This window comes from Rothia sp. HMSC065D02, from assembly GCF_001815285.1.
Classification (GTDB): Bacteria; Actinomycetota; Actinomycetes; order Actinomycetales; family Micrococcaceae; genus Rothia; species Rothia dentocariosa.
In genome coordinates, this window is sequence record NZ_KV820092.1 from 85,394 (window position 1) to 110,190 (window position 24,797).

21 protein-coding genes and 1 pseudogene are annotated in these 24,797 nt (G+C 52.0%); 16 read left to right on the forward strand and 6 right to left on the reverse strand.

What is annotated here, in order from left to right:
• Together HMPREF3016_RS07920 and HMPREF3016_RS07925 are read left to right on the forward strand one after the other, a co-directional pair.
• A pseudogene (locus tag HMPREF3016_RS07920) lies at positions 1 to 350 on the forward strand (hypothetical protein); the annotation flags it as partial.
• Between the two features lie 539 nt (positions 351 to 889).
• Complete coding sequence (locus HMPREF3016_RS07925) at positions 890 to 2,245, forward strand: S-layer homology domain-containing protein (RefSeq protein WP_070741564.1); 1,356 nt, start codon at positions 890 to 892, stop codon at positions 2,243 to 2,245.
• A 93-nt stretch (positions 2,246 to 2,338) separates the two neighbouring features.
• On the opposite strand, the gene HMPREF3016_RS07930 is transcribed toward HMPREF3016_RS07925, so the two are convergent.
• From HMPREF3016_RS07930 to HMPREF3016_RS11085, 4 genes are all read right to left on the reverse strand, one after another.
• Entirely contained in the window at positions 2,339 to 3,055 is a 717-nt protein-coding gene (locus tag HMPREF3016_RS07930) for a PspA/IM30 family protein (RefSeq protein WP_013397437.1), read from the reverse strand.
• Between the two features lie 189 nt (positions 3,056 to 3,244).
• Positions 3,245 to 5,284 (reverse strand): TPM domain-containing protein, encoded by a 2,040-nt coding sequence (locus HMPREF3016_RS07935; RefSeq protein ID WP_070741567.1) that lies wholly within the window; start codon positions 5,282 to 5,284, stop codon positions 3,245 to 3,247.
• Between the two features lie 236 nt (positions 5,285 to 5,520).
• Positions 5,521 to 6,354, reverse strand: coding sequence for a hypothetical protein (locus tag HMPREF3016_RS07940; protein WP_239661919.1), 834 nt, complete (start codon positions 6,352 to 6,354; stop codon positions 5,521 to 5,523).
• Positions 6,355 to 6,666: 312 nt separating this feature from the next.
• Entirely contained in the window at positions 6,667 to 6,828 is a 162-nt protein-coding gene (locus tag HMPREF3016_RS11085) for a hypothetical protein (protein ID WP_168162335.1), read from the reverse strand.
• 297 nt (positions 6,829 to 7,125) lie between these two features.
• On the opposite strand from HMPREF3016_RS11085, the gene HMPREF3016_RS07945 reads away from it, so the two are divergent.
• The 3 genes from HMPREF3016_RS07945 to HMPREF3016_RS07955 all read left to right on the forward strand — a co-directional run bounded on the left by HMPREF3016_RS07945 (position 7,126) and on the right by HMPREF3016_RS07955 (position 10,494).
• Complete coding sequence (locus tag HMPREF3016_RS07945) at positions 7,126 to 8,460, forward strand: S1C family serine protease (RefSeq protein WP_048753702.1); 1,335 nt, start codon at positions 7,126 to 7,128, stop codon at positions 8,458 to 8,460.
• 189 nt (positions 8,461 to 8,649) lie between these two features.
• Positions 8,650 to 9,471, forward strand: coding sequence for an electron transfer flavoprotein subunit beta/FixA family protein (locus tag HMPREF3016_RS07950; protein ID WP_070448585.1), 822 nt, complete (start codon positions 8,650 to 8,652; stop codon positions 9,469 to 9,471).
• A gap of 18 nt (positions 9,472 to 9,489) precedes the next feature.
• Positions 9,490 to 10,494, forward strand: coding sequence for an electron transfer flavoprotein subunit alpha/FixB family protein (locus HMPREF3016_RS07955; RefSeq protein ID WP_070741569.1), 1,005 nt, complete (start codon positions 9,490 to 9,492; stop codon positions 10,492 to 10,494).
• Positions 10,495 to 10,558: 64 nt separating this feature from the next.
• Here HMPREF3016_RS07955 and HMPREF3016_RS07960 read toward each other — a convergent pair whose 3' ends face one another.
• Both HMPREF3016_RS07960 and HMPREF3016_RS07965 read right to left on the reverse strand, forming a co-directional pair.
• Positions 10,559 to 11,164: a uracil-DNA glycosylase family protein gene (locus HMPREF3016_RS07960; protein WP_048753706.1), complete on the reverse strand. Its 606-nt coding sequence runs from the start codon at positions 11,162 to 11,164 to the stop codon at positions 10,559 to 10,561.
• 4 nt (positions 11,165 to 11,168) lie between these two features.
• On the reverse strand, positions 11,169 to 11,636 hold the full coding sequence (locus HMPREF3016_RS07965; RefSeq protein WP_048753708.1) for a tRNA (cytidine(34)-2'-O)-methyltransferase: 468 nt from the start codon (positions 11,634 to 11,636) through the stop codon (positions 11,169 to 11,171).
• Positions 11,637 to 11,773: 137 nt separating this feature from the next.
• Here HMPREF3016_RS07965 and HMPREF3016_RS07970 point away from each other — a divergent pair, with 137 nt between their 5' ends.
• The 11 genes from HMPREF3016_RS07970 to secA all read left to right on the forward strand — a co-directional run bounded on the left by HMPREF3016_RS07970 (position 11,774) and on the right by secA (position 24,782).
• Complete coding sequence (locus tag HMPREF3016_RS07970; RefSeq protein ID WP_048753710.1) at positions 11,774 to 13,003, forward strand: cysteine desulfurase family protein; 1,230 nt, start codon at positions 11,774 to 11,776, stop codon at positions 13,001 to 13,003.
• A gap of 97 nt (positions 13,004 to 13,100) precedes the next feature.
• Positions 13,101 to 14,312 carry a tRNA 2-thiouridine(34) synthase MnmA gene (mnmA, locus tag HMPREF3016_RS07975; protein ID WP_048753711.1) on the forward strand — a complete coding sequence of 404 codons (1,212 nt, stop codon included), beginning with the start codon at positions 13,101 to 13,103 and terminating at the stop codon, positions 14,310 to 14,312.
• Positions 14,313 to 14,336: 24 nt separating this feature from the next.
• A complete protein-coding gene (locus tag HMPREF3016_RS07980) occupies positions 14,337 to 14,726 on the forward strand; it encodes a chorismate mutase (RefSeq protein WP_004005049.1) in 390 nt (129 codons plus the stop codon).
• Positions 14,727 to 14,743: 17 nt separating this feature from the next.
• The gene (locus HMPREF3016_RS11340) at positions 14,744 to 15,547 is read left to right on the forward strand and encodes a uroporphyrinogen decarboxylase/cobalamine-independent methonine synthase family protein (RefSeq protein ID WP_246828519.1); all 804 of its coding nucleotides are present in this window, start codon (positions 14,744 to 14,746) and stop codon (positions 15,545 to 15,547) included.
• 5 nt (positions 15,548 to 15,552) lie between these two features.
• A complete protein-coding gene (locus HMPREF3016_RS11345; protein WP_246828520.1) occupies positions 15,553 to 16,005 on the forward strand; it encodes a hypothetical protein in 453 nt (150 codons plus the stop codon).
• 37 nt (positions 16,006 to 16,042) lie between these two features.
• On the forward strand, positions 16,043 to 16,738 hold the full coding sequence (mtrA, locus tag HMPREF3016_RS07990) for an MtrAB system response regulator MtrA (protein WP_013397424.1): 696 nt from the start codon (positions 16,043 to 16,045) through the stop codon (positions 16,736 to 16,738).
• 54 nt (positions 16,739 to 16,792) lie between these two features.
• Positions 16,793 to 18,541 carry an MtrAB system histidine kinase MtrB gene (gene mtrB, locus HMPREF3016_RS07995; RefSeq protein ID WP_048753714.1) on the forward strand — a complete coding sequence of 583 codons (1,749 nt, stop codon included), beginning with the start codon at positions 16,793 to 16,795 and terminating at the stop codon, positions 18,539 to 18,541.
• A complete protein-coding gene (locus tag HMPREF3016_RS08000) occupies positions 18,541 to 20,283 on the forward strand; it encodes an LpqB family beta-propeller domain-containing protein (protein WP_065423727.1) in 1,743 nt (580 codons plus the stop codon). Before mtrB ends, HMPREF3016_RS08000 begins: the two co-directional genes overlap by 1 nt.
• A 183-nt stretch (positions 20,284 to 20,466) precedes the next feature.
• Positions 20,467 to 21,114 carry a ComF family protein gene (locus HMPREF3016_RS08005; protein ID WP_246828521.1) on the forward strand — a complete coding sequence of 216 codons (648 nt, stop codon included), beginning with the start codon at positions 20,467 to 20,469 and terminating at the stop codon, positions 21,112 to 21,114.
• A 173-nt stretch (positions 21,115 to 21,287) separates the two neighbouring features.
• The gene (gene hpf, locus HMPREF3016_RS08010; RefSeq protein WP_037231053.1) at positions 21,288 to 21,923 is read left to right on the forward strand and encodes a ribosome hibernation-promoting factor, HPF/YfiA family; all 636 of its coding nucleotides are present in this window, start codon (positions 21,288 to 21,290) and stop codon (positions 21,921 to 21,923) included.
• 249 nt (positions 21,924 to 22,172) lie between these two features.
• Positions 22,173 to 24,782, forward strand: a complete 2,610-nt coding sequence (gene secA / locus HMPREF3016_RS08015) for a preprotein translocase subunit SecA (protein WP_013397419.1) — start codon at positions 22,173 to 22,175, stop codon at positions 24,780 to 24,782.
• Positions 24,783 to 24,797: the final 15 nt, after the last annotated feature.

A 24,797-nucleotide genomic window follows, 5' to 3' on the forward strand; every position in this document is an offset into this window, starting at 1 on the left:
GTTATGCGTATCCGCAGGTGGGGAATTTTCATGCGTATGTCACGGTGAGGTATGCGGGTCAGTACAGTATTGATGGTGGGTCGTGGCAGTTTTTCGGAACCGAGATCACCCGTATTAGCGAGCCGGTGCTGGTGCGGGTGTGGGAGTCTGAGGTGCATTCGGTGGGCAAGACTTGTATTGAGGACCCGGGGGCGAAAGGGTGTCCAGGGCATGCTGAGGAGCCTGATGTGGGGAATCCGAATCCGCAGTTGCGTAAGGTGGATGTGTATACGGGTCAGCGGTGGCATTTGGATGATGTGGGGGTGGGGGATAGTGAGGGTCGGTTGCACCCGACCTGGCCCAACATGTAAAACCCAGAAGTTCACGAACAGAATAAATATCTTTCCGTGAGCTTCTGGGCGAACCCTTCAGGGCGTCCCAGAGGTAGATTCTCTATAACCATGTGACCATTGTCGCAATGGTATAAGAATAAAAGCAGGACGCCTTTACTTTAAAAATCTATTGAGAATTAGAAAAAGCTACAAACCGCGATATAGTACGATTCTGCTGTGGCGGTAGGTGCACATTGTCTCTCATGTATATTCTTGCCAAGCGGCAATTTTTAAGAACCTCTTGATCGGCATACCATACCGAAAATTTCACCTATGTTTTTATTTAATATTATTTAACTGGTAATTTAACTCTATTGAACGCTTTACTCCGCTATTGCAAACTTCGTAAAGCTCCTAAATCTGAGGGGACTAATCTCAAATCCCAGCAGAGTATCACTGCTCCGTAGGCGGAATTAACCCTGTCGGAGTCTATCACTCACAACACAAACATAGCGGCTGAATTCAGCGCACCTTATTCAGCACATAGCGACAAGAAAATCGAGAACCGAGGACTATCTATGACCCGCATCAGAAAGATGCGTGCCGGAACCCTGGCCGCACTCACCGTACCCGCTATTGTGGGCGCTACCCTTACCGCACCCGCCCATGCAACCGTCGCATCCGGGACATACCGCAGCTACACCGCCCCGAACGGCCTTAACTCTCAGTACCACGTGTATGCAAACGGTATTGACTGGTCAAAACCCGTGGGCGTAGTCTTCTACATTGACGGCGACTATTGGCGTAACGACCAGTCTAAGATTCACAGCCCCGAGCAGGGCATGCTCCCCGCTATGGGTCGTATCGCAAATGCCCGCAACATGGTTTTTGTACCCGTCGTGTCTCCAGATAAAAATGCATCCGGCAACGGCATTACCTGGTGGGAAAACCTTGACGCCAACGGCGACTATTTCCGCTCCTTTGCGCAGCAATTTATTTCGAGTAACGGCATCGACCCCTCACAGGTGTGGACGATGGGTTACTCCGGAGGCGCCGAGTTCATCACCTATGAGCTGAATGCGGATCGTCAGGGCACATGGCGCTCTGGCGGCGGTTCTATCCTCGTTGCGGGCGGCGGTTATGAGCGCATGCAGACCGAGGCGCCGCAGAACATTAAGAACCAGCCTATGTACTGGTGGGTCGGCGCCGCCGATACTTCTGGTACAACGAACCCTCCAACATGGAGCGCCCGAGGTGCTGTTGAACAGGGCTACGCTGCGTACCGTAACAGCGGCTTTACCAATACCCAGATGAAACTGATCCCAGGTTTTAGCCACCAAGATTATGACCTGCCGCTCATCATGGCGCAATCCCTCGATACAGGCGGTCACCGTTTTGGCGCAGGGTACAGCGACCTTCCGACCACGAATCCGTTCTACACAGAGATTAGTTGGAACTCGGATCGCCGCATTATGACCGGTTTTGCCGATCGCACTTTCCGTCCGTACAGCGCTGTAAATCGTGCCCAGGTGGCAACGTATCTCTACCGTCTTGCGGGTAGCCCTGCCGTGGACCTTCCCGCGACTTCTCCGTTCCCAGATGTTACGCCGAACCACCCGGCATATAAGGAAATCGTGTGGCTTAAACAGCAGGGAATTACGACCGGATGGTCCGATGGTACCTTCCGCCCACATGATGCTATCAGCCGTGAGGCACTGGCAGCGTTTTTCTACCGTTTCAACGGTTCTCCCGCATATGCACCGGGTGCACAGCAGTTTGCTGATGTAAACCCCTCTACTATGTTCTATAAGGAAATCTCATGGATAGCAGATCAGGGTATTACTACTGGTTGGCCTGACGGCACTTTCCGACCTGGCGAAGCTACCTCACGTGAGGCTATGGCGGCGTTCCTGTACCGTGCCTCTAAACTCTAGAAACAGGTTTTCAGCATAGAACGTAAAACGCAGATGCTCCCCAACCTAGAGTTGGGGAGCATCTGCGTAATCTAACAGGCGATCAGGCTAAGACTATGCGTTCTTGTTCTTGAGAGCCGCAAGACGCGCATCAAGTTCAGACTGACGACCAAGCTCTTCAAGGTCATTGAACTGAGCGTCCAGAGAAGAAGCTGCAAGTTCCTGCTGACCCTGCACGCGAGCCTCTTCGCGGCGAACCTTCTCTTCAAAGCGCGAGACCTCGCTCGTGGGATCCATAACATCGAATGCCTTGAGCGCATCATTTACCTGAGACTGAGCGGCAGCGGTCTTCTGGCGGGCGTTAAGCTCATCGCGTTTGGACTTAAGCTCATCCAGCTTTGCACGCATCTTGGTGAGACCGTCTTTGAGCTGCTCCACCACCTGGGTCTGCGATGCGATCTGCGGTTCTGCGGCCTTTGCCTCACGTTCAGCCTGCATCTGCTTGCCCAGAGCAATCTTTGCGAGATTATCGAACTTATCCGCGTTAGCGGTGTCGCCTGCAGCACGGAACTCATCGGCTTTATTGGAGGCAGCCAGAGCCTTAGAACCCCACTCATCGGCGTCGCGCAGGTCTTCGGCATGATCCTGCTCCAGAAGACGCAGGTTACCAATAGTCTGAGCCACAGCTGCTTCTGCTTCTACAATGTTATTTGTATAGTCACGAACCATCTGATCTAACATTTTCTGCGGGTCTTCTGCCGCATCAATGAGGGCGTTAATATTAGCCTTTGCTAGCTGTGCGATACGACCGAAAATGGACTGTTTTACCATGTTATTTCCTTTTCTTTCACGCGGCACCGGGAAGGAGCTTATTCGCACGTACAGCGCCGCAACTTTTCTTATTATCGTGGGTCAGCCTGAAAAATTACTGGGAAAATATCGCCTATAAGGTGACGAGTACAAGAACATGAGGTTAACGAGAACCCTAACACGTTTCTGACACACCTATGTTCTTGTAGGTTAGAAGCTGCCGCCGTCTCCACCGCCGAAATCGCCGCCACCGCCTCCGAAGTCCCAGCCTCCACCGGAGTCACCGCCGCCCCAGTGATGACCGGTGGATGCTGAAGCAGAGTGTGAGCCCATCGCGCTAAAAATAGCACCTAAGAGCATGCCTTGCGCTAGGGAATCGCCGCCGTAGCTTTGACCATAACGGTTATCATCCCAGTAGTTGTTGACATCCTGATTTGCGGAGTTCTGCGCATCGCTCGCCAAAGAAATAGCCTCATATGCCCTATTGAGCGAATTTACCGGGTCGGACTCCCGCAAACGGTGTGCATCGTTCAGCGCGGTTTGCGCCTCAGACAGATAGGTACGAGCTTGTGAACCGACACCGCGCCGACGGTTGTTAATGAAGTCCGATGCGCTGCGCACCTGAGCCTCTGCAGAACGTAAGGTACGAGACAGACTTTCTTTAGCCGCCTGCTCACGCTCACGGTCGGCGCGAAGCGATGACATGGAACGATTCAGCTCGCTTGTGAGCTGATGCAGTTGTTCCGTGAGGGCAATAGGATCATTCGGACGTTCTTGTGCCTGTTGTGAAACCTGCCCAAGAATAGCCTCCATACCGGCTGCCGTCGCGGCGAGTTCGGCGCGGTTCTGAGACTCCGCAAGGCTCTTAGCCTCAGCCACGTCACGTTGAATACTCAAAATGTCGGTACTAAGACTGGATTGTGCAGATTCTAAGGCTGATGCATGATTGCTGACTGCTTCTGCCAGCGAGGTAATCTGCGCCGCAGATTCTTCGGCGTTGCGCAGGTGTACAACAGCTTCGGACCGGGAAACATCCACTAGACGAGATGCCTCCTGAAGCTCCTGAGTCACCAGGCGTTGGTGTGAATCCAGCAGAGCTGCAGATTTACTGACCGGTTCCAACGCACTCGGCAAGTACTGGTCTTTGAGTCGCGCGTATGTATGCTGCGCGGTTTCGACTATCTGCTGAAGTTCCGGTATACGCCCCTGGAGCCTAGCAATAGCCTGGGGAGCTTCGTGCTCAAGATTGCGCATTTCAGAGAGCTTCTGCGCCTGATCTCGGGAAATATCAGAAATCTCCTGAGAATTATCGATAATTTCGCTCAACCAAGCGCGCTGTTCCGCAACGGTGTCCGGAACATCATCATTGAGAAGTTTCTGACGGTGGAATGATGCCTGCATGAGCTCTTGGGCGCGCGTTAGTTCCTCTTCAAAAGGCTTGACGTGTTCATTACCGTATTGGGCGCGGGCAAATTCAAGTTCCTGCTTCGACTGCACCATAGAATTATCTGCCTGAACAAGTGCGGCACCGGCACGGGTGCGCAGTTCCTCCAACGAAACTTCAGGTACTTTAGATGTTGAGTATGCAGGCGTACTTCCCGGCTCGTTTTTGGAGCGACGGCGTTTCATAATGTAGTACCCAGCGCCCGCTACACCCGCTACACCTAGGGCGCCGCCGCCTATAGCGACAGCGGGGCTAATGCCCCCTTTTTGGGCGTTAATACCGTTGACCGCCTCAAGAGCTGCACCTTTGTAATCCCCGCTTTGCAGTTTTGGCTTGATGTATTTTTGGTACACCTCCGACTGCTGATCAGAACTGAGCGCCTTATTACTTCCAGCAGCGAAGTAAGCACGGCGGCTTTCTGTCGCTATGACAAGAATGGCGTCCGCATTACCGTAGCTGTTCTTTTTCGTTGTCTCTTCAGTCCATGCCTTAGCCTCTTCGGGGCTCTCAAACTTATCAATAGTCAGCACATGCAGATCAATATTGTGGTTTTTAGAGAGTTCGCTGATTTTAGAGTTAAGTTCTGAGGTATCGCCCAAGACATTGGTCGTGTCTTGTACTCTACCTGTGATAGTCATGGGAGTTTGGGCTTGCGCGGCACTAATACCGGGCGTCAAGAACGAAGAGCCCGCCACCGGTAACGCGACGGAAAGCATAGTGGCGCCAAAAGCTAAAGCACCTACGCTGAGGGCACGTCGGATGCGCCGAGAACCAAACGGACGGTCAGCATTCGTGATATTACTCAAAGGAAGACTCCCATTCTTTCGCATATGCCGCGCGGTGATTATCCACGGCGTGGGAGGAATAAACCCACACGTACTTCCATCTTACCGGTCACCAACCTGTCATGAGCGGTAGTCATCACAGAGCGTACATATCTGAAGAAATTCCGGACTAATTCTCAGGATACGATCGTCGACTGTTTACTCCAGGATTACCGCTTTTGTTCACGATGCGGTACTCATTGGATGAATAATATTGGCTAATTCAGATCGTAGCCGCGGTTCTTCATATATTCCGTATCCGTCACCATATGGTGCCCGGGACGATTCGGCATTTGATACTGCTGGGGAACTTGTACCTGCGAAGGATCGCGGAGCGGCAGGTCGTTCTGCCATTTTTGTAATTCTGCCGTTTTTCGACGGTTTTTACGTACGATGCGGATGATGAGGACAGGAATTCCAAGCAGAATAAACAGGACAAAAACCAACACGCCTGCGGCAACAAGAAAATTTTCGAACCAGCCATCGGCTTCGGAAATATCGCTTAGTCCCTGGGGGATATTGCCGTCATTACTCGTGGAGTAGTCATGATCCCCGATAAAGATATCAGTGAACATGCGCCCGGCGGTACCGTAAAGACCATGATCAGCGATAACACGCTTGATACTGCTGTTTTGGGAGCCCGAATTGTCTTTAACGTACAGGGCATGTGCCCATGCATCGCTCATAAAACTCTGGTCATTGCTGATAATAGTACCTTGGTTCTTAGACGTATCGATAAGCAAAACTACTGTGCGTGGGCGAGCATGGTTGAGACTCAGGAATTCTTGCCCCCACTCCTTGAGCGGTTTGCCATTGGTCCCGGAGACCAACACCATATAGGCTTCTATCGAGTGACGGGTATTGCTGTTACTCAAACCTTCGGTGAGCTCGTCTTCAAGCCCATCCGATAGGGCATTAAGAGTTCCGTCCCGGTCAATAATAGGGGTTTGCGGATTTAGCGTGACCTCGAAAGGTGCTTGAGCGTGGGCCGCCGTCGGGTAAGCAATGAAACTAGCGCCGATACCTGCTAATGCGCATACGAAAGACAGCATGAGGGCAACCACAGTACGGGGCAGAGGTCTTTGAGGTAAACGGGGTCTAGATGTGGCATCGTAAAAATTTTGAGAGACAGGGTTTCGGCGATGAATAGTCATACCAATAAACATACCCTGTTTTAGACCGGCTTAAGGGAATTTTTCTGAAGAAATATCACCTTGCGATATGACTCAGCTGCACCACGAGTTGTTAGAGACTCTACGAAGCTTAAGAAAAGGTGACGTTACCCCACTTAGTAGACGGCACTTCTTAGCTTGTATTACGAGCTTTCGTCGTTGGTGCGTGTAATACTAAGATCTTCGTGATTTTTATAAGCTGGTCGCCGAGCTAAGTTGCTGCTCAAGCGCAGAAGAACAAGACTGAGCACGCGCCAAACGACGATGCACTATACCTGCACAGCAGGCTACCAGGCCGGTACCTAAGCCAAGAATAACGGCCAGCACGGTACCAATAATGAGTGCTGTCAGCATGTCTGCTCCTTTCTTGATGCGATCTCGTTAAACCTTAGAGCCCGTCTTTAAGCGTAGGCTGTGAAGTTGACTCTGGAAGGCTGTACCTCTTGAAATATGTTTGTGGAGTTACCCCGGAATTTGAGGGTTCTCAGCAAACTCCCAGGAAATTCCGGGTGCAACCTCAGAGAAAACGGAGGTATAAAACAAGAACTGCGTTTACAGTAGAAAAAGACGCGTGCCTGTTGGCGCTGTCGCCAATATGGTTATTTAGATATCACCTAAGATTTATTGAGAGCCCCTCAAGGAGAGACCACAATGACCCAATACCCTGGTGGCTGGAACCAAGATTCTGGCGCTAACGGTTATAACGATGCAACCCGTCCGATGCAGCAGTCTGCACCCGGATCCTATGCTCAACAGGACTACCAGAATACGGGTTATCAACAGCAGGGCTACCAGCAAAATTACCAAACTTCCGGGTATCAACAGAGCTCCCAGAACCCCCAGAATGGATATCAGAACCAGTACTCCGGGCAGGGGCAGAATCCTCAGCAAGAGCCCAAGAAGAAATATGGAACCGGTGTCGTACTTACCGCTGCTCTGCTTGCAGCCCTTGTGGGCGGCGGCGTAGGTGCTGGTGTTGGAGGCGGTATTGCCGCATCTACAAGCAGCAATAGTTCATCCGTCACCGGTAGAAATGCTGGAGGCAGTGCAACAAATCCCACAGTCGTAACCGATACAGCTAAGAAGGTGCTTCCTTCGACCGTCACTGTAGGATCAAAGCTGACCGACGGTAACGGCGTTGGTACAGGTGAAGTTCTCGATAACCAGGGACATATTCTCACCAATAATCACGTAGTCTCTACAAACGGTACCCAGCAGTCCTCTAGAGTCGAAGTGCGTTTGCATGACGGAAGTATTCGCGTGGCAAAGATCGTGGGTACCGATGTAACCTCGGATCTTGCGGTCATTAAGATTGACCCCAGTGGGCTAGACCTTAAACCCATTACCTTTGGCGACTCCTCGAAGGTCGTTCCTGGTGAAACCGTGGTGGCGCTTGGCTCGCCGCATAATCTGCAGGATACCGTGACTGCGGGTGTTATCTCTAACACCGACCGTGCTGCAGAAGCAGAAAAAGACGGCGTATATATTCCCATGATTCAGACCGATGCGCCGGTGAACCATGGTAACTCGGGCGGTCCTTTGGTGAACTCTAGCGGGGCGCTCGTGGGCATCAACTCTCAGATCGAATCTGAAGGCGGCGGCAATGAGGGCATCGCGTACGCCATTCCCTCGAACTACGCTAAGCGCATTTCTGACGAAATTATTAGCAAAGGCAAAGCAACCCATGGGTACCTAGGCGCGAATATTGAAAGCGCTCCTGGGCAGACCAATGAGGGAGAATCTCGGTTCTTCCCGGATGGTGTGCGGGTCACCAATATCTCTAGCGGAAGCCCCGCAGAAAAGGCTGGTCTGCAGAAGGGAGATGTTATCGTCGAGGCGGATGGCCACCGCATCGAGCAGAGTAAGACCCTCAATGGCGTGGTGCGTGCACAAGCAGCAGGTGCCACAGTGGATATGAAGATTAAACGGGGGTCAGAGACAAAGAACATCAAGGTGACGCTCGGCGACGCCGATAATCAGCATTAACAGAGCTATAAAACCGCCTGAGGCGGCGTTTCACATGAAGAAACGCCGCCTCTCCTTTGTTTGCTGTGTTCAGGAATATACCGCTCTCATATCCGGGTTTCCCTGACTGAAGATTTCACGGCAAGGTAGAATATAGCCAAACCTAACTAAACCCCACAAACGCGCCGCACACACATAAGGCGCAGGAGGATGAGCGTGAGCGAAAACGCATATCGCATCGCCGTACTGACCAAGTACGTGCCAGACACCCAATTTGAACAAAAACTTGACGATACTTTGCGGGTAGACCGCAGCGAATCGGTGATGAGTGAGCTTGACGAATACGCTGTAGAAGCCGCCATGCAGATCGTCGAAGCGGAAGATACCGATGCAGCGAATTCTGCAGTTATCGCCTTTACGTTAGGCGCAGCAGATGCCTCTAAGGGGCTGCGCCGTGCGCTGCAGCTGGGTGCACACGAAGGCGTACACATTCTCGACGATGCTTTCGCAGGGGCTGATGCTCTGGCAACCTCACGTATCATAGCCGCTGCGCTCTCCACCTACGAGCAGGAACACGGCACCTTCGACCTGATTCTGACAGGTATGGCATCAACCGAAGGTGAGACTTCATTGGTGCCCGTTCAGGTGAGCGAACTTTTGGGGCGCACCGGAATCTCTCAAGTGGCGTCGCTGAGCATTGCTGGCCGAGCTGTTAGGGCACGCCGGGACCTGGATACTCGCTCGCAGCATTGTGAAACTGAATTGCCAGCTTTGATTTCGGTGACCGACCAGGTGAACACTCCGCGATACCCCAATTTTAAGGCGCTGATGGCAGCAAAAAAGAAGCCTATTACGACCGTGAACGCAGCGGATATTGCGGATGAGCTTGCTAAGTTCGGCGGCAACGCATCGGCCGTTACCGTGATCGAAGCGCAGGCGCGGGAAGAACGCACCGCAGGTGAAACCATCGTGGATGAAGGCGACGGCGGCATACAGCTGGTCGAATTCTTGGCATCCCGAAACCTCATTTAACCAGTACAGGAGATAACGATGACGACTGCATACCGTGTGCTGGTTATAGGCGGCACAACGAATTTTGCGACCAAACCTAGCAGTGTGGACCGAGAACTTTTAGCGTTGGCACGACTGCGCGCTGGTGTTGGACAGGGCGGAACTCAACTGGGAGTATTGACATTTGCCCAAGGCTCCGCCGATATCGCACAGTTTTACGCTGAACAGGGCGCGGCACGTGTCTTTGCCCCAGCGCAATCCATGACAGATGCTTTGCCTGCTGCCCGAGTGGAACTCGCCGTACAGGCTATTACTGAGTTTGGTCCTGATGTGGTTCTTGCCCCGCATGATATTGACTCGATTGAGCTTCTGGGGCGCGTGGCCGTGCGCCTCGGGAAGTCTGAGGCGGGAACTCGTCCCGTAGGCGTTGTGACGGGCGCTCATGACGTGGATGATGCGCTCAATATTCGTAAGAACGTTTTGGCGGGGGAGTACGACAGCACCGTGCGGGTTGAGGGTCTGCCGTTGGTAACCCTACGCCCCAACTCGGTAGATACGGCGGAGGCGCCCGCTGCGATGGGGGAGGGCGTACTCACCACCTATACTCTGCCCGAGTACGAGACGGTGCGCATCACCGAGGTGACCGAGAAGCCTACATCTGCTCGCCCCAACCTTGAAGAAGCAGCTATTGTTGTAGCTGCTGGCCGCGGTATCGGCGGAAATTTAGCCCCTATTGAGGATTTGGCGGATGCGCTCGGTGCTGCGATTGGTTCGACCCGCGCCGTCACAGACGCAGGATGGCTGGATCACTCTACTCAGATTGGGCAAACCGGCAAGAGCGTTTCTCCCGAACTATACGTTTCCGTGGGTATTTCGGGGGCTCTTCAACAGAAGGTCGGCATGGATACTTCAAAGACTATTGTCGCCATCAACAAGGACGCGGACGCGCCCATATTCGAGATTGCCGACTTTGGCGTCATTGGGGATCTTTTCACTGTCATCCCGCAGGCTGTTGAAGAAATTAAGAGGCGCCGCAACGCCTAGTTTCTAACAGGTCAGCGTCCTGAAAACCTAGACTAGGTTTTCAGGACGCTTTCACAAGATTAGACTATGTACCCAAGATTTTACGTACCCGCTCACGCAGATCGGGTATATTCTCGGCCTCAAACCAGGGATTACGCTTGCGCCAGCCAATATTGAGCGGAGAAGGGTGCACCAGAGGCACAAAACCCGGCAGATAATCCTCTGCGTGTGCCACCGTTTCCGTAAGGCTGCTGCGAAGCCGCGGAGCAGAAACTCCATCAAGATAGTACTTTTGCGCATAAGCGCCTACCAAAATGGTTAATTGTGCATGCGGCATCATGGCGCGCAGCTGCGGATGCCAACGCGGCGCAAAATCCTTACGCGGTGGTAAATCACCGTGCTTACCTTTTCCCGGATAATAAAAATCCATCGGCATCAGGGCAAACAGCTCTGGGTTATAAAACTCGTCATCGCTTACGCTCAACCATGTACGAAGTAACCGACCACTCACATCATTCCATGGAATACGAGTCTCTTGTGCAATACGCCCGGGTGCCTGACCCACCAGAATAATGCGTGATCGAGCGCTCGCCGAATATACGGGCTCCCATCCGCGTGACGTGTACTCGGCGTTCATCGGGTCGGCGGCTATATCCTCAAAAAGTAGGGGAACCTGGCGGTTGGCACACATACAACTAAATCTTTCCTCCTGTGAATCCGTGTTGGCGCCATGCCTCAAAAATTGCGATGGACGCGGAGTTCGCTAGATTAAGAGAGCGGCGCCCAGGAATCATGGGGATTTTTACGCGTTCTGTAATATGCTCATCCTGCTGTACATCGGCTGGTAAGCCCACGGACTCCGGACCAAACATAAGCACATCGCCATCACGATATTCAAGATCCGCATACGAGGCTGTTGCCGTGGTGGTAAAGGCGAAAACACGCGCAGGCATCATGGCTTTCCAAGCATCCTGCAGGGTCTTATGAACCGTTACGACCGCAAGATCGTGATAATCCAGCCCGGCACGGCGCAGATGCGCATCTTCAAAATTGAATCCTAGAGGCTCGACGAGGTGAAGTTCAGCCCCGGTTACTGCGGCCAGACGAATGGCGTTACCCGTATTCCCCGGAATTTCGGGGGTATAGAAAAGAATCTTGAACACGTACCCCAGTGTACCGCGACTATTTCTACCGGTCGTGACTCTTACTAGGTTTAGCCTGCGGCGCATTTATGGCGAATTCCTCCCGAAAGTTAGAGGAACAGCGATAGAATAAGGGCAATACGCCAGAGGAGGAAATAGTGAACCGGGTCTATTTAGATCACGCAGCGACTACCGATGTCCTGCCAGCTGCTATAGACGCAATGGTACAGCAGATGCATGCGGGCGGTAACCCCTCCTCGCTGCACGCTACCGGACGCGATGCCCGTGCCACCGTTGAATACGCTCGCGAACGTATTGCCCGAGCTATAGGATGCGATGCCGCCGAGGTTATTTTTACCTCTGGAGGAACCGAAGCAGACAACCTTGCGGTTAAGGGGATGTACTGGAAACGCAGGGAAGCAGACCCGGTGCGACGGCGTATCCTAGTATCAAGTATTGAGCATCATGCGGTGGAAGAAACCTGTGAATGGCTGCAGAAGACCGAGAGCGCGGTTATCGACTGGATTCCAGTGGATTCGCAGGGGCTGGTAGACCCCGAAAGCGTGCGGGAACTGATAGCCCAAAACCCTGCGGATGTTGCGTTAGTTACCGTTATGTGGGCAAATAATGAAGTTGGCACTGTACAGCCCATTCAAGATATTGCCGCCATAGCCTCTGAATACGGTATTCCCATGCATACGGATGCGGTGCAGGCTTTCGGTGCGGTACCCGTTAACTTCCGTAACAGCGGGGTTGATACGATGGCGATTTCCGGGCATAAAATTGGCGGTCCCATGGGCATTGGCGCGCTTATCGCCACGCGAGCAGCGCAGCTCACCCCGGTTTTGCACGGGGGCGGGCAAGAGCGTTCTGTGCGTTCCGGCACCATTGATGCCCCCGCGATCGCGGGATTTGCTGAGGCCGCCGCGCATGTGATTGAGCATCTCGAAGAAGAATCCATCCGTATTGCAGCACTTCGCAATGAGCTAATAGCGGCGGTACAGGCGGTTATTCCACAAGCTCACCTGAGCGGTATCGACCCAACAACCGAGGCCTTTCCCGGCGAAAAAAGGCTGCCTGCGAATGCTCACTTTACTTTTGAAGGCGCAGAAGGAGACACCATCCTCTTTCTGCTCGACATGCAGGGGATTCAAACCTCAACCGGTTCGGCCTGTAACGCGGGAGTAACAAGACCATCCCATGTGCTTCTTGCCATGGGTCTGGACGAAGACACCGCCCGCAGTGCGCAACGATTTACTCTTGGACATTCCAGCACCGGCGAAGACATTGCTCGGTTGCTCGCGGCCCTGCCCGAAGCCTATGCACAGGCGGCAAAAGCGGGTCTTTCCTCACATCTGCCTGACGCTCAACGCTGGTACGGCGGATAATTGCGAAGAACCTGCGCACATGCAATAAGAAGCGTACAATAGAACCTCATATTTATTCTCACCACGAAACCGTACCCAACGTTTATAAGGAAACTCTGTGAAGATTTTGGCTGCTATGAGTGGCGGCGTCGATTCAGCTGTTGCTGCCGCCCGTGCCGTTGAGGCGGGGCATGATGTGGTTGGCGTGCATTTGGCGCTTTCTCGTATGCCCGGAACGCTCCGCACCGGTTCTCGTGGGTGCTGCACCCTTGAAGATTCTATGGATGCGCGCCGCGTATGCGCCCAGTTGGGCATCCCCTTCTTCGTGTGGGACTTCTCGGAGCGTTTCAAGGAAGATGTGGTCGATGACTTTATCGCCGAATACGAAGCGGGACGAACCCCCAACCCCTGCATGCGCTGTAACGAGAAAATCAAATTTGCTGCGCTTTTGGAACGTGCCGTCTCCCTAGGGTTTGATGCGGTAGTCACCGGTCATTACGCCCGCGTTATCACCAATGACGACGGTAACCGAGAACTGCATCGAGCCGCCGACTGGGCAAAAGATCAGTCCTATGTGTTGGGCGTCCTTACCCACGAACAGCTCAAACACGCCTGGTTTCCTCTAGCAACCACGCCTTCGAAGGCGGAGGTTCGCGCGGAGGCCGAACGGCGTGGTTTTTCGGTTGCCAAGAAACCGGACTCTTACGATATTTGCTTTATTCCCGAGGGTAATACCCGTGCCTGGCTAGGCGAGCACATTCAAATGCGCCCCGGCACGATTAAAGATACCTCCGGCAATGTGGTGGGGGAACACCCTGGTGCTCAAGGATTTACGGTTGGGCAGCGTAAGGGACTAGCCTTAGGAACTCCGGCGCCTGACGGGAAGCCCCGTTTTGTTCTCGAAATCCGACCAAAAACGAATGAAGTTATTGTCGGTTCTCGTGAGTTGCTTTCTATCGATGAAATCCGCGGAATTCGGGCCACCTGGGCTGGAATTCCCGTTCCGGAAGCAGAACATTTTCTTGCTCAGGAACCAAAACTCGGCGCGCGTAGCGAGACCTTTGATGTTACCGCCCAAGTGCGTGCACATGCAGACCCGGTGCGCGGTACCGCGCATCTTGAATGGGCAGAAGATACCGATGCCGAAACCTCCGGAAAACTTCGTGTAGAGACCGTGGTGCGTCTACACGATGGGCTCTTTGGCGTAGCACCCGGGCAAACTATGGTGCTTTACCAGGGCACACGAGTTTTAGGACAGTCCACTATAGCCCGTGCTTACTCACTCGCTCGTGAAGACCTTGATGATCTTCGTGAAAACGCAGCCGTGTAATGCTCGTACCCCTAAGGACCTATAATGACCCAGCAAGAATTTGATCCGCGTGCCACCTCCATGGGAGACGAAGTTTCCGCCGAGGTTTACGAAGAACTCTTCGCGATGCGGCGCTCTATTGATAATTTCGATGCCGCGTTGGTTCATATTCTTGCGGAGCGTTTTCGAGCCACCCAGCGCGTTGGGGTTCTTAAAGCACAGCATAACCTGCCTGCGGGTGATCCGGGAAGAGAAGAAGCCCAGATAGCTCGTCTGAGGGCTATGGCGAAAGAGTCTAGTCTCGATCCCGAATTTGCGGAGAAATTTTTGAACTTCATTATTTCCGAGGTTATTCGACACCACGAAAAAATAGCGCACGAGCATAAGGACGAGCTGGCTCAAAACGATGATTCTCTCGACCGTCAGACGGATTAGATGCTAGCGTAGATTTGATGACCTCGTTCTCTACCAGATTTGCGGACGAAAACACCCGAAAACAGTATGTGCCCGAGCGCCTGCTGCTACCGGGTGATTATCGTGCACCCGAACGTGAGTTCGCTACCGAGCTTGCTGAGCGCGATACTGTTGCGGTACGAGCCAGCGGACTAGGCGAATTCCCCGGCACGCAGATAATAGATGCCCTGCATCGTGTGCGCGGTGAGTTGGGGCATCCGCATCTTCCATTCTTACCGGAGCTTCCAGAGCGTGGCTGGCAGAGCACTACTCTTGCTCGCACCATTGCCACACTCTCTGGAATGGAACTTGAAGGCGCGTCCTATGGATGGCGATTAGTTCACGCTAGAGGCGGCGGTACCCGCGAAAGTGCGCGTGCGCGATCCCGTTATGTCTCAGATATTAACGCACTCGCCGATGTCGTAGGCGGTGAGTCTTCTGGAGCTTCAGTGCCTGAGGACGCTGCTCCCAGTTTCAAAATTCAGCTGTGCGGACCATATACCCTTGCTGCGCGGGTCTATGTGCCTAATGGCGAGCGTGCCATCAGTGATGCGGGGGCGACACGCGATATACGGGATGCCTTCCTAGAAGGGCTAGGGGAGAGCCTCTCTCTTATTCGCCAAGCCCTCGATCAGCCCGAAGCCCGTCTTACGGTACAACTGGACGAGCCGGAACTTGGGCGCATTATTTCGGGTACTATCCCTACGGTGAGTGGTTTTCGCACTATCCCAGCGGTACCGCGGTTAGCGAAATCTACGAAAGTTACCGTATCTGCGCCAATACTTTTGCCGAACTTACCATAACGCCTATGCTGAACCTCACCAAGGTTCCTTTGACGTATCCTGATGATCGCACGTCGAACCTCAGCTCTGTGGCAGATGCTTGCGCTATAGCCCGTGCGTTTTCAACGGCAGATAATCTTGCCGAACTGCTTTTTGACCCGGACGAGGTAAACCAGAACCTCGTTCAGGCACAGCCTCTTAGCGACCCGCATCGCTGGGAAATAGCGGCGGCCGTACTAGAATCCGGAGCAAGGCTTTGGCTGCCTATCGTAGAATCGGATGCTATACCGCAGCAAGCACAGAGATTGTGGAGACTGTGGAATGATGTTGGACTGCAGAGAGCCGAGATACGTTTGGTTGGGCTAACACATCGTGCAAATACTACACATATAAACCCGCATGAGGCCACACTTCAGATGGCGAGAACCACAGAGTATGCTCGAATAGTCGCAGAAATGGTGGCTGAGGGCTTAGGATAATTACTATAATCACCGAATAATATAGAGGAGAGACGCCATGACCACCACCACCTCGACCGTCCTGGTCGTTGATGATGATGACGCTCTTGCAGAAATGATCGGCATTGTCCTGGCACAGGAAGGATATAACGCAGTTTTTTGCGAAAACGGTTCTCGCGCCTTTGAGACGTTTATGCGGCATTCACCAGATTTGGTATTGCTGGACCTCATGCTTCCGGGGAAGAGCGGTATCGAAGTCTGCGAGCAGATCCGTTCGTCATCTAATGTGCCTATCATCATGCTGACTGCTAAAAGCGATACTGAAGATGTGGTAAAAGGGCTGGAAGCTGGCGCTGACGATTACATTGCAAAGCCCTTCAAACATCTTGAGCTTATGGCCCGTATCCGTGCTCGTTTGCGCCCGCGTGAGAGCCGCCAGTTGGTGGTGCGGGTGGGAGATACCATCATGGATATGGATGGCCGAACCCTCAAGTATAAAGGTGTTGAAGTGCCTATGACGCCTTTGGAATTTGACCTTCTTGCAGCTTTGGTTCGCCGTCCGGGGCAGGCCATGAGCCGTCAAGAGCTGTTAGAAACTGTCTGGGGCTACAGCGATGTGAGCGATTCTCTGGTAAACGTTCACGTGCAGCGTCTTCGCGCGAAGTTCACGGATATTGGTGCCGAACAGGTTATCCAAACGGTGCGCGGCGTCGGATATAAAGTACCCCTAGAGAACGTTGGAGGTGCCGCCTAACGTGATATTTCAGTCCGCTATGCGCATCTTCATATCTGGAAAGTAACTTTGCCTATGCCCACACCTGACGCAACCTCTGGAGCCTCCGATAGCCGGGACTTAGATCTTAAATCTAAGCCCCGGAAAGAGCGAACCCTCAACCCATTCCGTGCAATTCATCGGTTGTGGGTTCATTCTCTGCAATTTCGGTCCGTAACCAGCGCGGGCATCATGATGCTTATTGCTTTTATTGCAGTAGGAACCTCGCTGTCTAATCAGATCGCAACATCGCTTTTTGAGAATAAAAAGAACCAAGCGTTAGAAGAAACTAGTAAGGGATTTGAGACTGTACAGAGAGTGTTGGATCCTATTAGTGCGCGTGAAGACAGCGAAGTTCGACGTACTGTTAAACACAACCTCACGGTTCTTGACGCTGGCGGCGATACTCAGAGGCGCTGGGTTTTAGTGTCCTTGGATCAGCAATCGAAGAAGGGGTTTATTCCTGAGCAGAGTAGCGATAACGCGCCTCTAGATGCCTCAGTAATACCTACAGATTTTAAAGATACTGTGCGGGATTCTCCCGGTGTTTTTTGGGAGAAAACAACGCTTTCAGAACCTGGAAAATCCAATGGTGAGCCTTACCCGGCCTTGATTATTGGAACGAGTGTATCCATTCCTCAGAACCCCAATTATGGGCTGTTTATGGTGTACGACTTAAGCGAGTCTGAATCGACCATTATGTATATCAATGTTGTGTTAAGTACCGGATTCACAGTGTTGCTGATTCTAGTACTTTCAATTGTGTGGTTTGTCACTCGCTTAGTGGTACGCCCGATCACTTCGACCGCTATTACAGCAGAGAAACTTGCTGCCGGTGACCTAAACCGCCGCGTTAACATTCGTGGTAAACATCAGGCTGCGCGATTAGGAATTTCCTTTAACAAAATGGCGGATAGCCTGCAGGAACAGATTACACAGCTGGAGAGACTATCGACTCTGCAGCAGCGATTCGTCTCGGACGTGTCGCATGAGCTGCGTACACCGTTGTCGACGGTACGTCTGAGCAGCGAACTCCTTTATGACTCGCGTGACACCCTCAACCCTGTGCAGTCGCGCAGTGTGGAGCTTATGCATAACCAGGTGGATCGCTTCCAAGCCTTGCTTTCTGACCTTCTGGAAATTTCGCGCTTTGATGCAGGCAGCGCCGTTTTGAACATCGACGCTGAAGACTTTATGAGTGTTCTTAATGATGTTTTGGTCGAGGTTATCCCGCATCTGGAACGTACCGGAACCAGGCTTATTGTGCATTCTGAGCAGGCGCATATTGATATTGATATCGATAGGGTTCGCATTGAACGTGTTTTGCGTAATCTCCTCTTTAATGCTATTGAGCACGGTGAATCCAAGCCCGTCGATATTTACATCGCTACCAATGCAACAAACTTGGGTGTGGCGGTGCGCGATCATGGCATCGGCTTGAGTGAGGAGGAAGCAGCACAGGTCTTCAACCGTTTCTGGCGTGCAGATACCTCACGCAAACGCACTCTAGGGGGTACCGGATTGGGCTTGTCTATTACCGCCGAGGATGTACGTTTGCATGGCGGGCGTATTGAGGCTTGGGGCATGAAAGGAAAAGGTGCTTGCTTCACGATGAACTTGCCGCTTGTTCAGGGGGGAGAGCTCGGTCCTTCCCCGGTCTTGATTACCGGAGAACCTGAGCCAGAGGCATATGCTCACAGCGCTCTTGCGGGCGATACTCTTTCGACATCATTGCGTAAAACCCGTCATGAAACTCAAGATGATGCGTCTGAAGGACAGGTATAATGCGCAGAATATTTCAAAACTCTTCGCACAAACAGACGCTGTCAGAGAATCTGCCCGCTCTTTCGCGCCGCACGATGCTTCTGGGTGGAGTCGGAAGTATTGCTTTATTGATGCAGGCATGCTCTGGATTGCCAGATCCCAAGGGTATTCAAAAGTATTCAGAGTCTTTGGATAATGCAGACGATAGAAAGTCTGCAATCCATGCTATGAGTCCTCAGGTTGGCGGAACTCCGGAAGGCATTATTGAAGGCTTTCTGCGTGCTGGTGTTGATAGCTCCGATGATTACGGAGTGGCTCGCCAGTACTTAACGACAGAGTTTGCTCAACAATGGGTTCCAGAGGTTCAGACCCGTATATATTCTGAGACCGCGCGTATTACCCGTGGCGAGGATAATATTTATAAGGTTTCGATTAAGCAAACTGCTCGTGTGGATGAGCGAGGTTTAGTTACTTCCTTTATCAACGCTCCTGCACCAACTCCGGAAACGTTCGAGATGATTCAGGAGGGCGGTGAGTGGCGCATACGTAACTGCCCCAACGGGTTGTGGATAGACGGCAGTGAATTTGACCGTTCTTTCAAATCCTACCGTCTGTATTACTACGATCCTAGCTATACCTACGCGGTGCCAGATTTACGCTGGTTCGCACGTAGCGATGAAATTTTTAAAACGCTGGCTCAAACCCTAATCATGGGACCAGCAAATTACCTCAAGGAATCTGTCTTCTCAGCGACTTATGAGTCCATGAAAGTTAATGGTGCTAACTTTGACGCTGAAAAGCATACGATAAAGGTTGATTTTGGAGGCGAATCTACAGATGAACTTCAATTAGCACGTTTACGCCAGCAGATTGTGCATCTTGCCAGCAATTTTACGGGTATTGAGACTGTAGTTTTCTGCTATAACGGCCACGAAATTTTATCATCAGATAAGCCCGAAGGATTTCATGAAATATCTTTGGTAACGCAGCCTAATACCAAAGTTGTGGCGCTTAATGAGGACCGTTTAGTAACACAGCGTGATTTTGATGCTGGGGATTCGCAGCGCACGCTAGTGGAAAAAATCAAGGATCCTTCGGCACCAACTATCGGATATGACGGCACTACCTACGCTTACTTAAGTGAGGGGCGTAAAAAGCTTTATACAGTGCGTGATACAAATTCCTCAAAAGTTTGGGAAACACGCGACCTATCTCGCCCCAGCATTGACCATTATGGATGGGTATGGGCTACCGATCATAGTGGAACGGTGCGCGCCTTTAACCCTGCATCCGATAGCGTTGAGGAAAGAGAAAAAGGTCTTAATATCTCTGTGCCCTGGCGAAATGGCCTTGTTTTTAACTCTCTTAAAATTTCGCGGGATGGTACACGTGGTGCATTCATCGCCTCCCGAGATGATACGTCGATGCTGATTATCTCGGGGATTATACGTGATGAGAGCGGTAAACCGCGTAGTTTTACCGAATTAGTGCGGGTTAACGCCTCTGTATCTCCCCATTGTGTAGATTGGGCGGGAGAACAGACCCTTGCCGTCGTCAATACAACCACAGGCGAAGCAGAACTAACCTCTCTCAACAGCGAGGAGACAAAACTGGACCGGTTGGAGGGACTGCGCTCTATGTCTGCAGCAGGGGACAGCGGTCATATTATTGGGCACGTTGATACGGGAGAGTGCTATCTTCTGGAAGAGCGCGGCTGGAAACCCATAAGCGGTACGCTGAGTGAGATTACGTACGCAGGGTAAAAGAGCATGGGTAAGACACCTCGAATGAGAGGTAAAAAGGCTCTTTACGCGGCGTGGGAGCTGTTCTTTCCGGCAACATGTGTCGGATGCGGTGTAGGCGGTACAGCGCTTTTAGATGCTGCTGGCACTCGTCGGGCTTTATGTACTCGGTGCGAGACTTCACTGAGAAAACAAACCTCTGCCGTGCACACCCCTGTGCTGCAGCACCCCGTACCGGGAGCGGTTGCAGCAGGTATCTATGAGAAAACACTCGCGCATGTGATCCTTTCCATGAAGAATGCGGGTCGTACTGATGCGGTTCCCGAACTAGCGCGCGCATTGGGCAGGGCCGTGGCAACGATTATTGACCGTGCGCAGGTTCCCGCAGGAACGCGCATCTTATTGATACCCGTCCCTTCATCACAACGTAGCGTGCAGCGTCGTGGTTACGTACCGGCTGAGTTGCTTGTGCGACAGGTAGAACACGAGCTCAATCGTTCTGTAGCTCTGCACAGACGTAAAGTGCGGGTGAAGACACATCATATCTTGAGTTTAGAAAAAGAAAACATATACCAGCGTTTAATAAGACCGAATACAGTAGGACAGAAAACGCTCGGAGCTAGCGCGCGAGCCCAGCGTATGGAGGGAGCGATGCGGGTGTCCCCCAGAGCAAGTGTAGCTGGGGCACTGTGCATTGTGTGCGATGATGTGATGACTACCGGTGCCACCGTGTTTGAAGCATCACGAGTCTTGCGCCAGGGTGGCGCGAGAGTTCTGGGAGCAGCCTGTGTAGCCGCTGTGTCGATGCAGAAAAAAGTGGACGAGGAAGCCCTTATGGTACACCCGGACTAAGGCTATTCTGCGCTTTGATACACAGTGTTCGTACTACGAAAATAATTGTCATTTCCGGTGACATGCACCATAAGAATGTAATAAAATAATGACAAGGAACCTCAAGGACGGGTTTCCGGTATCGAACTCAACCGAGTACGGTGCATAACCCCCACACTTTGGAGGGAAATATCGTGGAAGTCAACATCTACGGACGTAATATCAAGATTTCGGATCGTCTTCGTGAATATGTCGAGGAGAAGGTCGAAAAGTTCGAGCAGCTTGGCGACAACGTGAGCGATATCGACGTCAAAGTTACTAAAGATGGTCATCTTGGTGGCGAGTCAATTCGTGTTGAGATTACCGTTGTTGGACGTGGACCGGTGCTTCGTGCAGAAGCCCAAGGGCATGATAAATTTGCGGTCTTTGATGAGACTTATGGAAAGCTCTTGGAGCGCCTGCGTCGAGCACGTGATCGTCGTAAGTTACGTAAACATGGTGGTAAGCATCCTGTTTCTGTTGCAGATGCTACAGGGTCGCTTCCTACGGTTACCGAGACGATTACGGAAATTTTGTTACCTGATGTTCCTGTTGAAGAAGCAGCCTTCGACAACAGTGAAGTTACCCTCGTCGATGAAGCAGCTTCACCGATTGAGATTCGTCACAAGAGCTTTGTAGGCGAAAAGCTGACTCCGGCAGAGGCCGTGGATCGTATGGAACTCGTTGGTCATGACTTCTACCTTTATATTGATAAAGAAACAGGAGCACCGGCAGCCGCATATCGCCGTAAAGGATGGAGCTACGGTATTATCACTCTCACCGAAGAGTAGACAACACTCCTCATTAATACTAATTTAGATTTAGAACCCGAAACGCTTTCTTTCGAGCGAGTGTTTCGGGTTCTGCTATATTCCTGTGAGGAAAATAATTATTATTTCTACCCGCGCAGAGCGTAAAAATGTGGACTGTGACTGTCAGATAGATACCTCTGCCCTACAATAGTTAGGAAAGCCTCAAATCGTGGGCGCATTTTGTGTCGCCCTCATGAGGGGACGAAGACAACAAGGAGTAGAAGCTCAGTGGCATCTTTCTTAGAGAAAATCCTCCGCACTGGCGATAAAAAAATTCTTCGACAGTTAGAAGCGTATAGCGCGGCGGTCGATTCGCTTGAGGATAGTTTCGCGTCTATGACCGATGCCGAGCTCCGCGGCGAGACCGATAAGTTTCGTGCCCGAATTGAGGATGGCGAGTCCCTGGATATTATGCTCCCTGAAGCCTTCGCTGTCGTCCGGGAAGCATCTAAGCGTACCCTTGGAAAACGTCACTACAAGGTTCAGGTTATGGGCGGAGCTGCCCTGCATTTGGGAAATATCGCTGAGATGAAAACCGGCGAGGGTAAAACCCTTGTCGCAACTCTGCCCGCATACCTAAATGCACTCAGTGGCAAAGGCGTGCACGTGGTGACGGTGAATGATTACCTTGCCGAATATCAGGCGAATCTGATGGGTCGTGTCTACCGGTTCCTTGGTATGGAATCTGGCGTGATTCTCTCGTCGATGGACCCGGACCAACGCCGTAAACAGTATGAAGCCGATATTACCTACGGTACGAATAACGAGTTTGGCTTCGATTACCTGCGTGACAATATGGCATGGACCGTTGACGAGCAGGTACAGCGCGGGCATAACTTTGCCATTATTGATGAGGTCGATTCGATCTTGATTGACGAGGCGCGTACCCCCCTTATTATCTCGGGACCAGCTGCAGGTGAAGCGAACCGTTGGTACGGTGAATTCGCGCGCATCGCAAAAAACGTTCTTAAAGAAGATGAAGATTACGAGGTAGACGAGAAAAAACGCACCGTCGGTATTCTCGAATCTGGCATCGATAAAGTTGAAGACCATTTGGGCATTAAGAACCTGTACGAATCCAGGAATACTCCGCTTATAGGTTTCTTGAATAACTCCATCAAAGCGAAAGAGCTGTTTACCAATAATAAAGACTATGTGGTGATCGACGGTGAAGTCTTGATTGTGGATGAGCACACTGGTCGTATTCTTCCTGGACGCCGCTATAACGATGGTATCCATCAGGCTATTGAGGCTAAAGAAGGCGTCGAAATTAAGCCTGAAAACCAGACGATGGCAACCGTAACCTTGCAGAACTATTTCCGCATGTACGATAAGCTTTCCGGCATGACCGGTACTGCGGAGACTGAGGCTTCTGAATTTATGAGCACCTACGAGCTGGGTGTTGTTGCTATTCCTACGAATAAGGATGTGCAGCGTATTGACAACCCGGATAAGGTGTACCGTAATGAGGTAGCCAAGTTCAAAGCCGTTGTTAAGGATATTAAAAAACGCCATGAAAAGGGACAGCCTATTCTGGTGGGTACGACGAGCGTTGAGAAGTCGGAGTACCTCTCGCGTCAACTTGCAAAAGAAGGCGTGCGCCATGAGGTATTGAACGCCAAGAACAATGAGCGTGAGGCTCACATCGTGGCTCAGGCAGGGCGCAAGGGTGCCGTAACGGTGGCTACCAACATGGCAGGTCGTGGTACCGATATTATGCTTGGTGGTAACCCAGAATTCGAGGCTGTCGCCAAGATGGCTGAATTGGGTCTTGACCCGAACCGCGATTCTGAAGCATATGAGAAACGCTGGCCCGACATTCTGGAACAGTGCGAGGAAGAAGCAGCGGCCGAGCACGATGAGGTAACGGAACTTGGTGGTCTTTATGTGCTAGGCACCGAACGCCATGAGTCGCGCCGCATCGATAACCAGCTGCGTGGTCGTTCTGGTCGTCAGGGTGACCCCGGCGAGTCCCGGTTCTACCTTTCACTCACCGACGAGCTTATGCGTCTGTTTAATACCGGCGCTGCAACCCGCCTCATGGCGATGGCTCCGGAAGATTCTTCTCTAGATTCGAAGTTGGTGACACGCGCTATCGCGACTGCGCAGTCAAACGTTGAGTCACGTAACGCAGAACAGCGTAAGAACGTGCTGAAATACGATGATGTTCTTAACCGCCAGCGTGAAGCCATCTATAAGGACCGTTCTCTGATTCTGCACGGCGACGATCTCAAGGAACAGATCTCTGGTTTCGTGGACGAGGTCTTGACGACCGCCATTGACGAACGTGTCAGCGAAGGGCACGCAGAAGATTGGGATCTTGACGACCTGTGGGAGGCTCTTGAGAGTATATATCCCGTCAGTATTACCGCCGACGACCTGGCGGAAGACGCCGGGGATCGAACCCAGATTACTCGCGACCAGATAGTCAAAGAGATCCTTGCAGACGCGCATCTTGTCTATGATGAACGCGAAGAATCTGTAGGCGAAGATTCTATGCGTGAGATTGAGCGTCGTGTAATGCTCTCGACTATTGGAGAACGCTGGCCTGAACATCTGTACGAGATGGACTACCTGAAAGAAGGCATCGGACTACGTGCGATGGCACAACGCGACCCCCTAGTGGAATACCAGCGTGAGGGCTATAGCATGTACCAGGCTATGCTTGACGCTATTCGCGAAGAGACCGTTAGTTACCTCTTCAATTTGGATTTGTCGAAGCAGCGAACCAAGGCCTCGGCGGTGCAGCTTCAGTCTCCGAGCCGCCCAAAGTTCTTGCAGTACTCTGCACCCAATGAAGAAGGTGGCACCGATGTTCGCGTAGAGAACGCTGACTAGCAGCTTCATCACTAT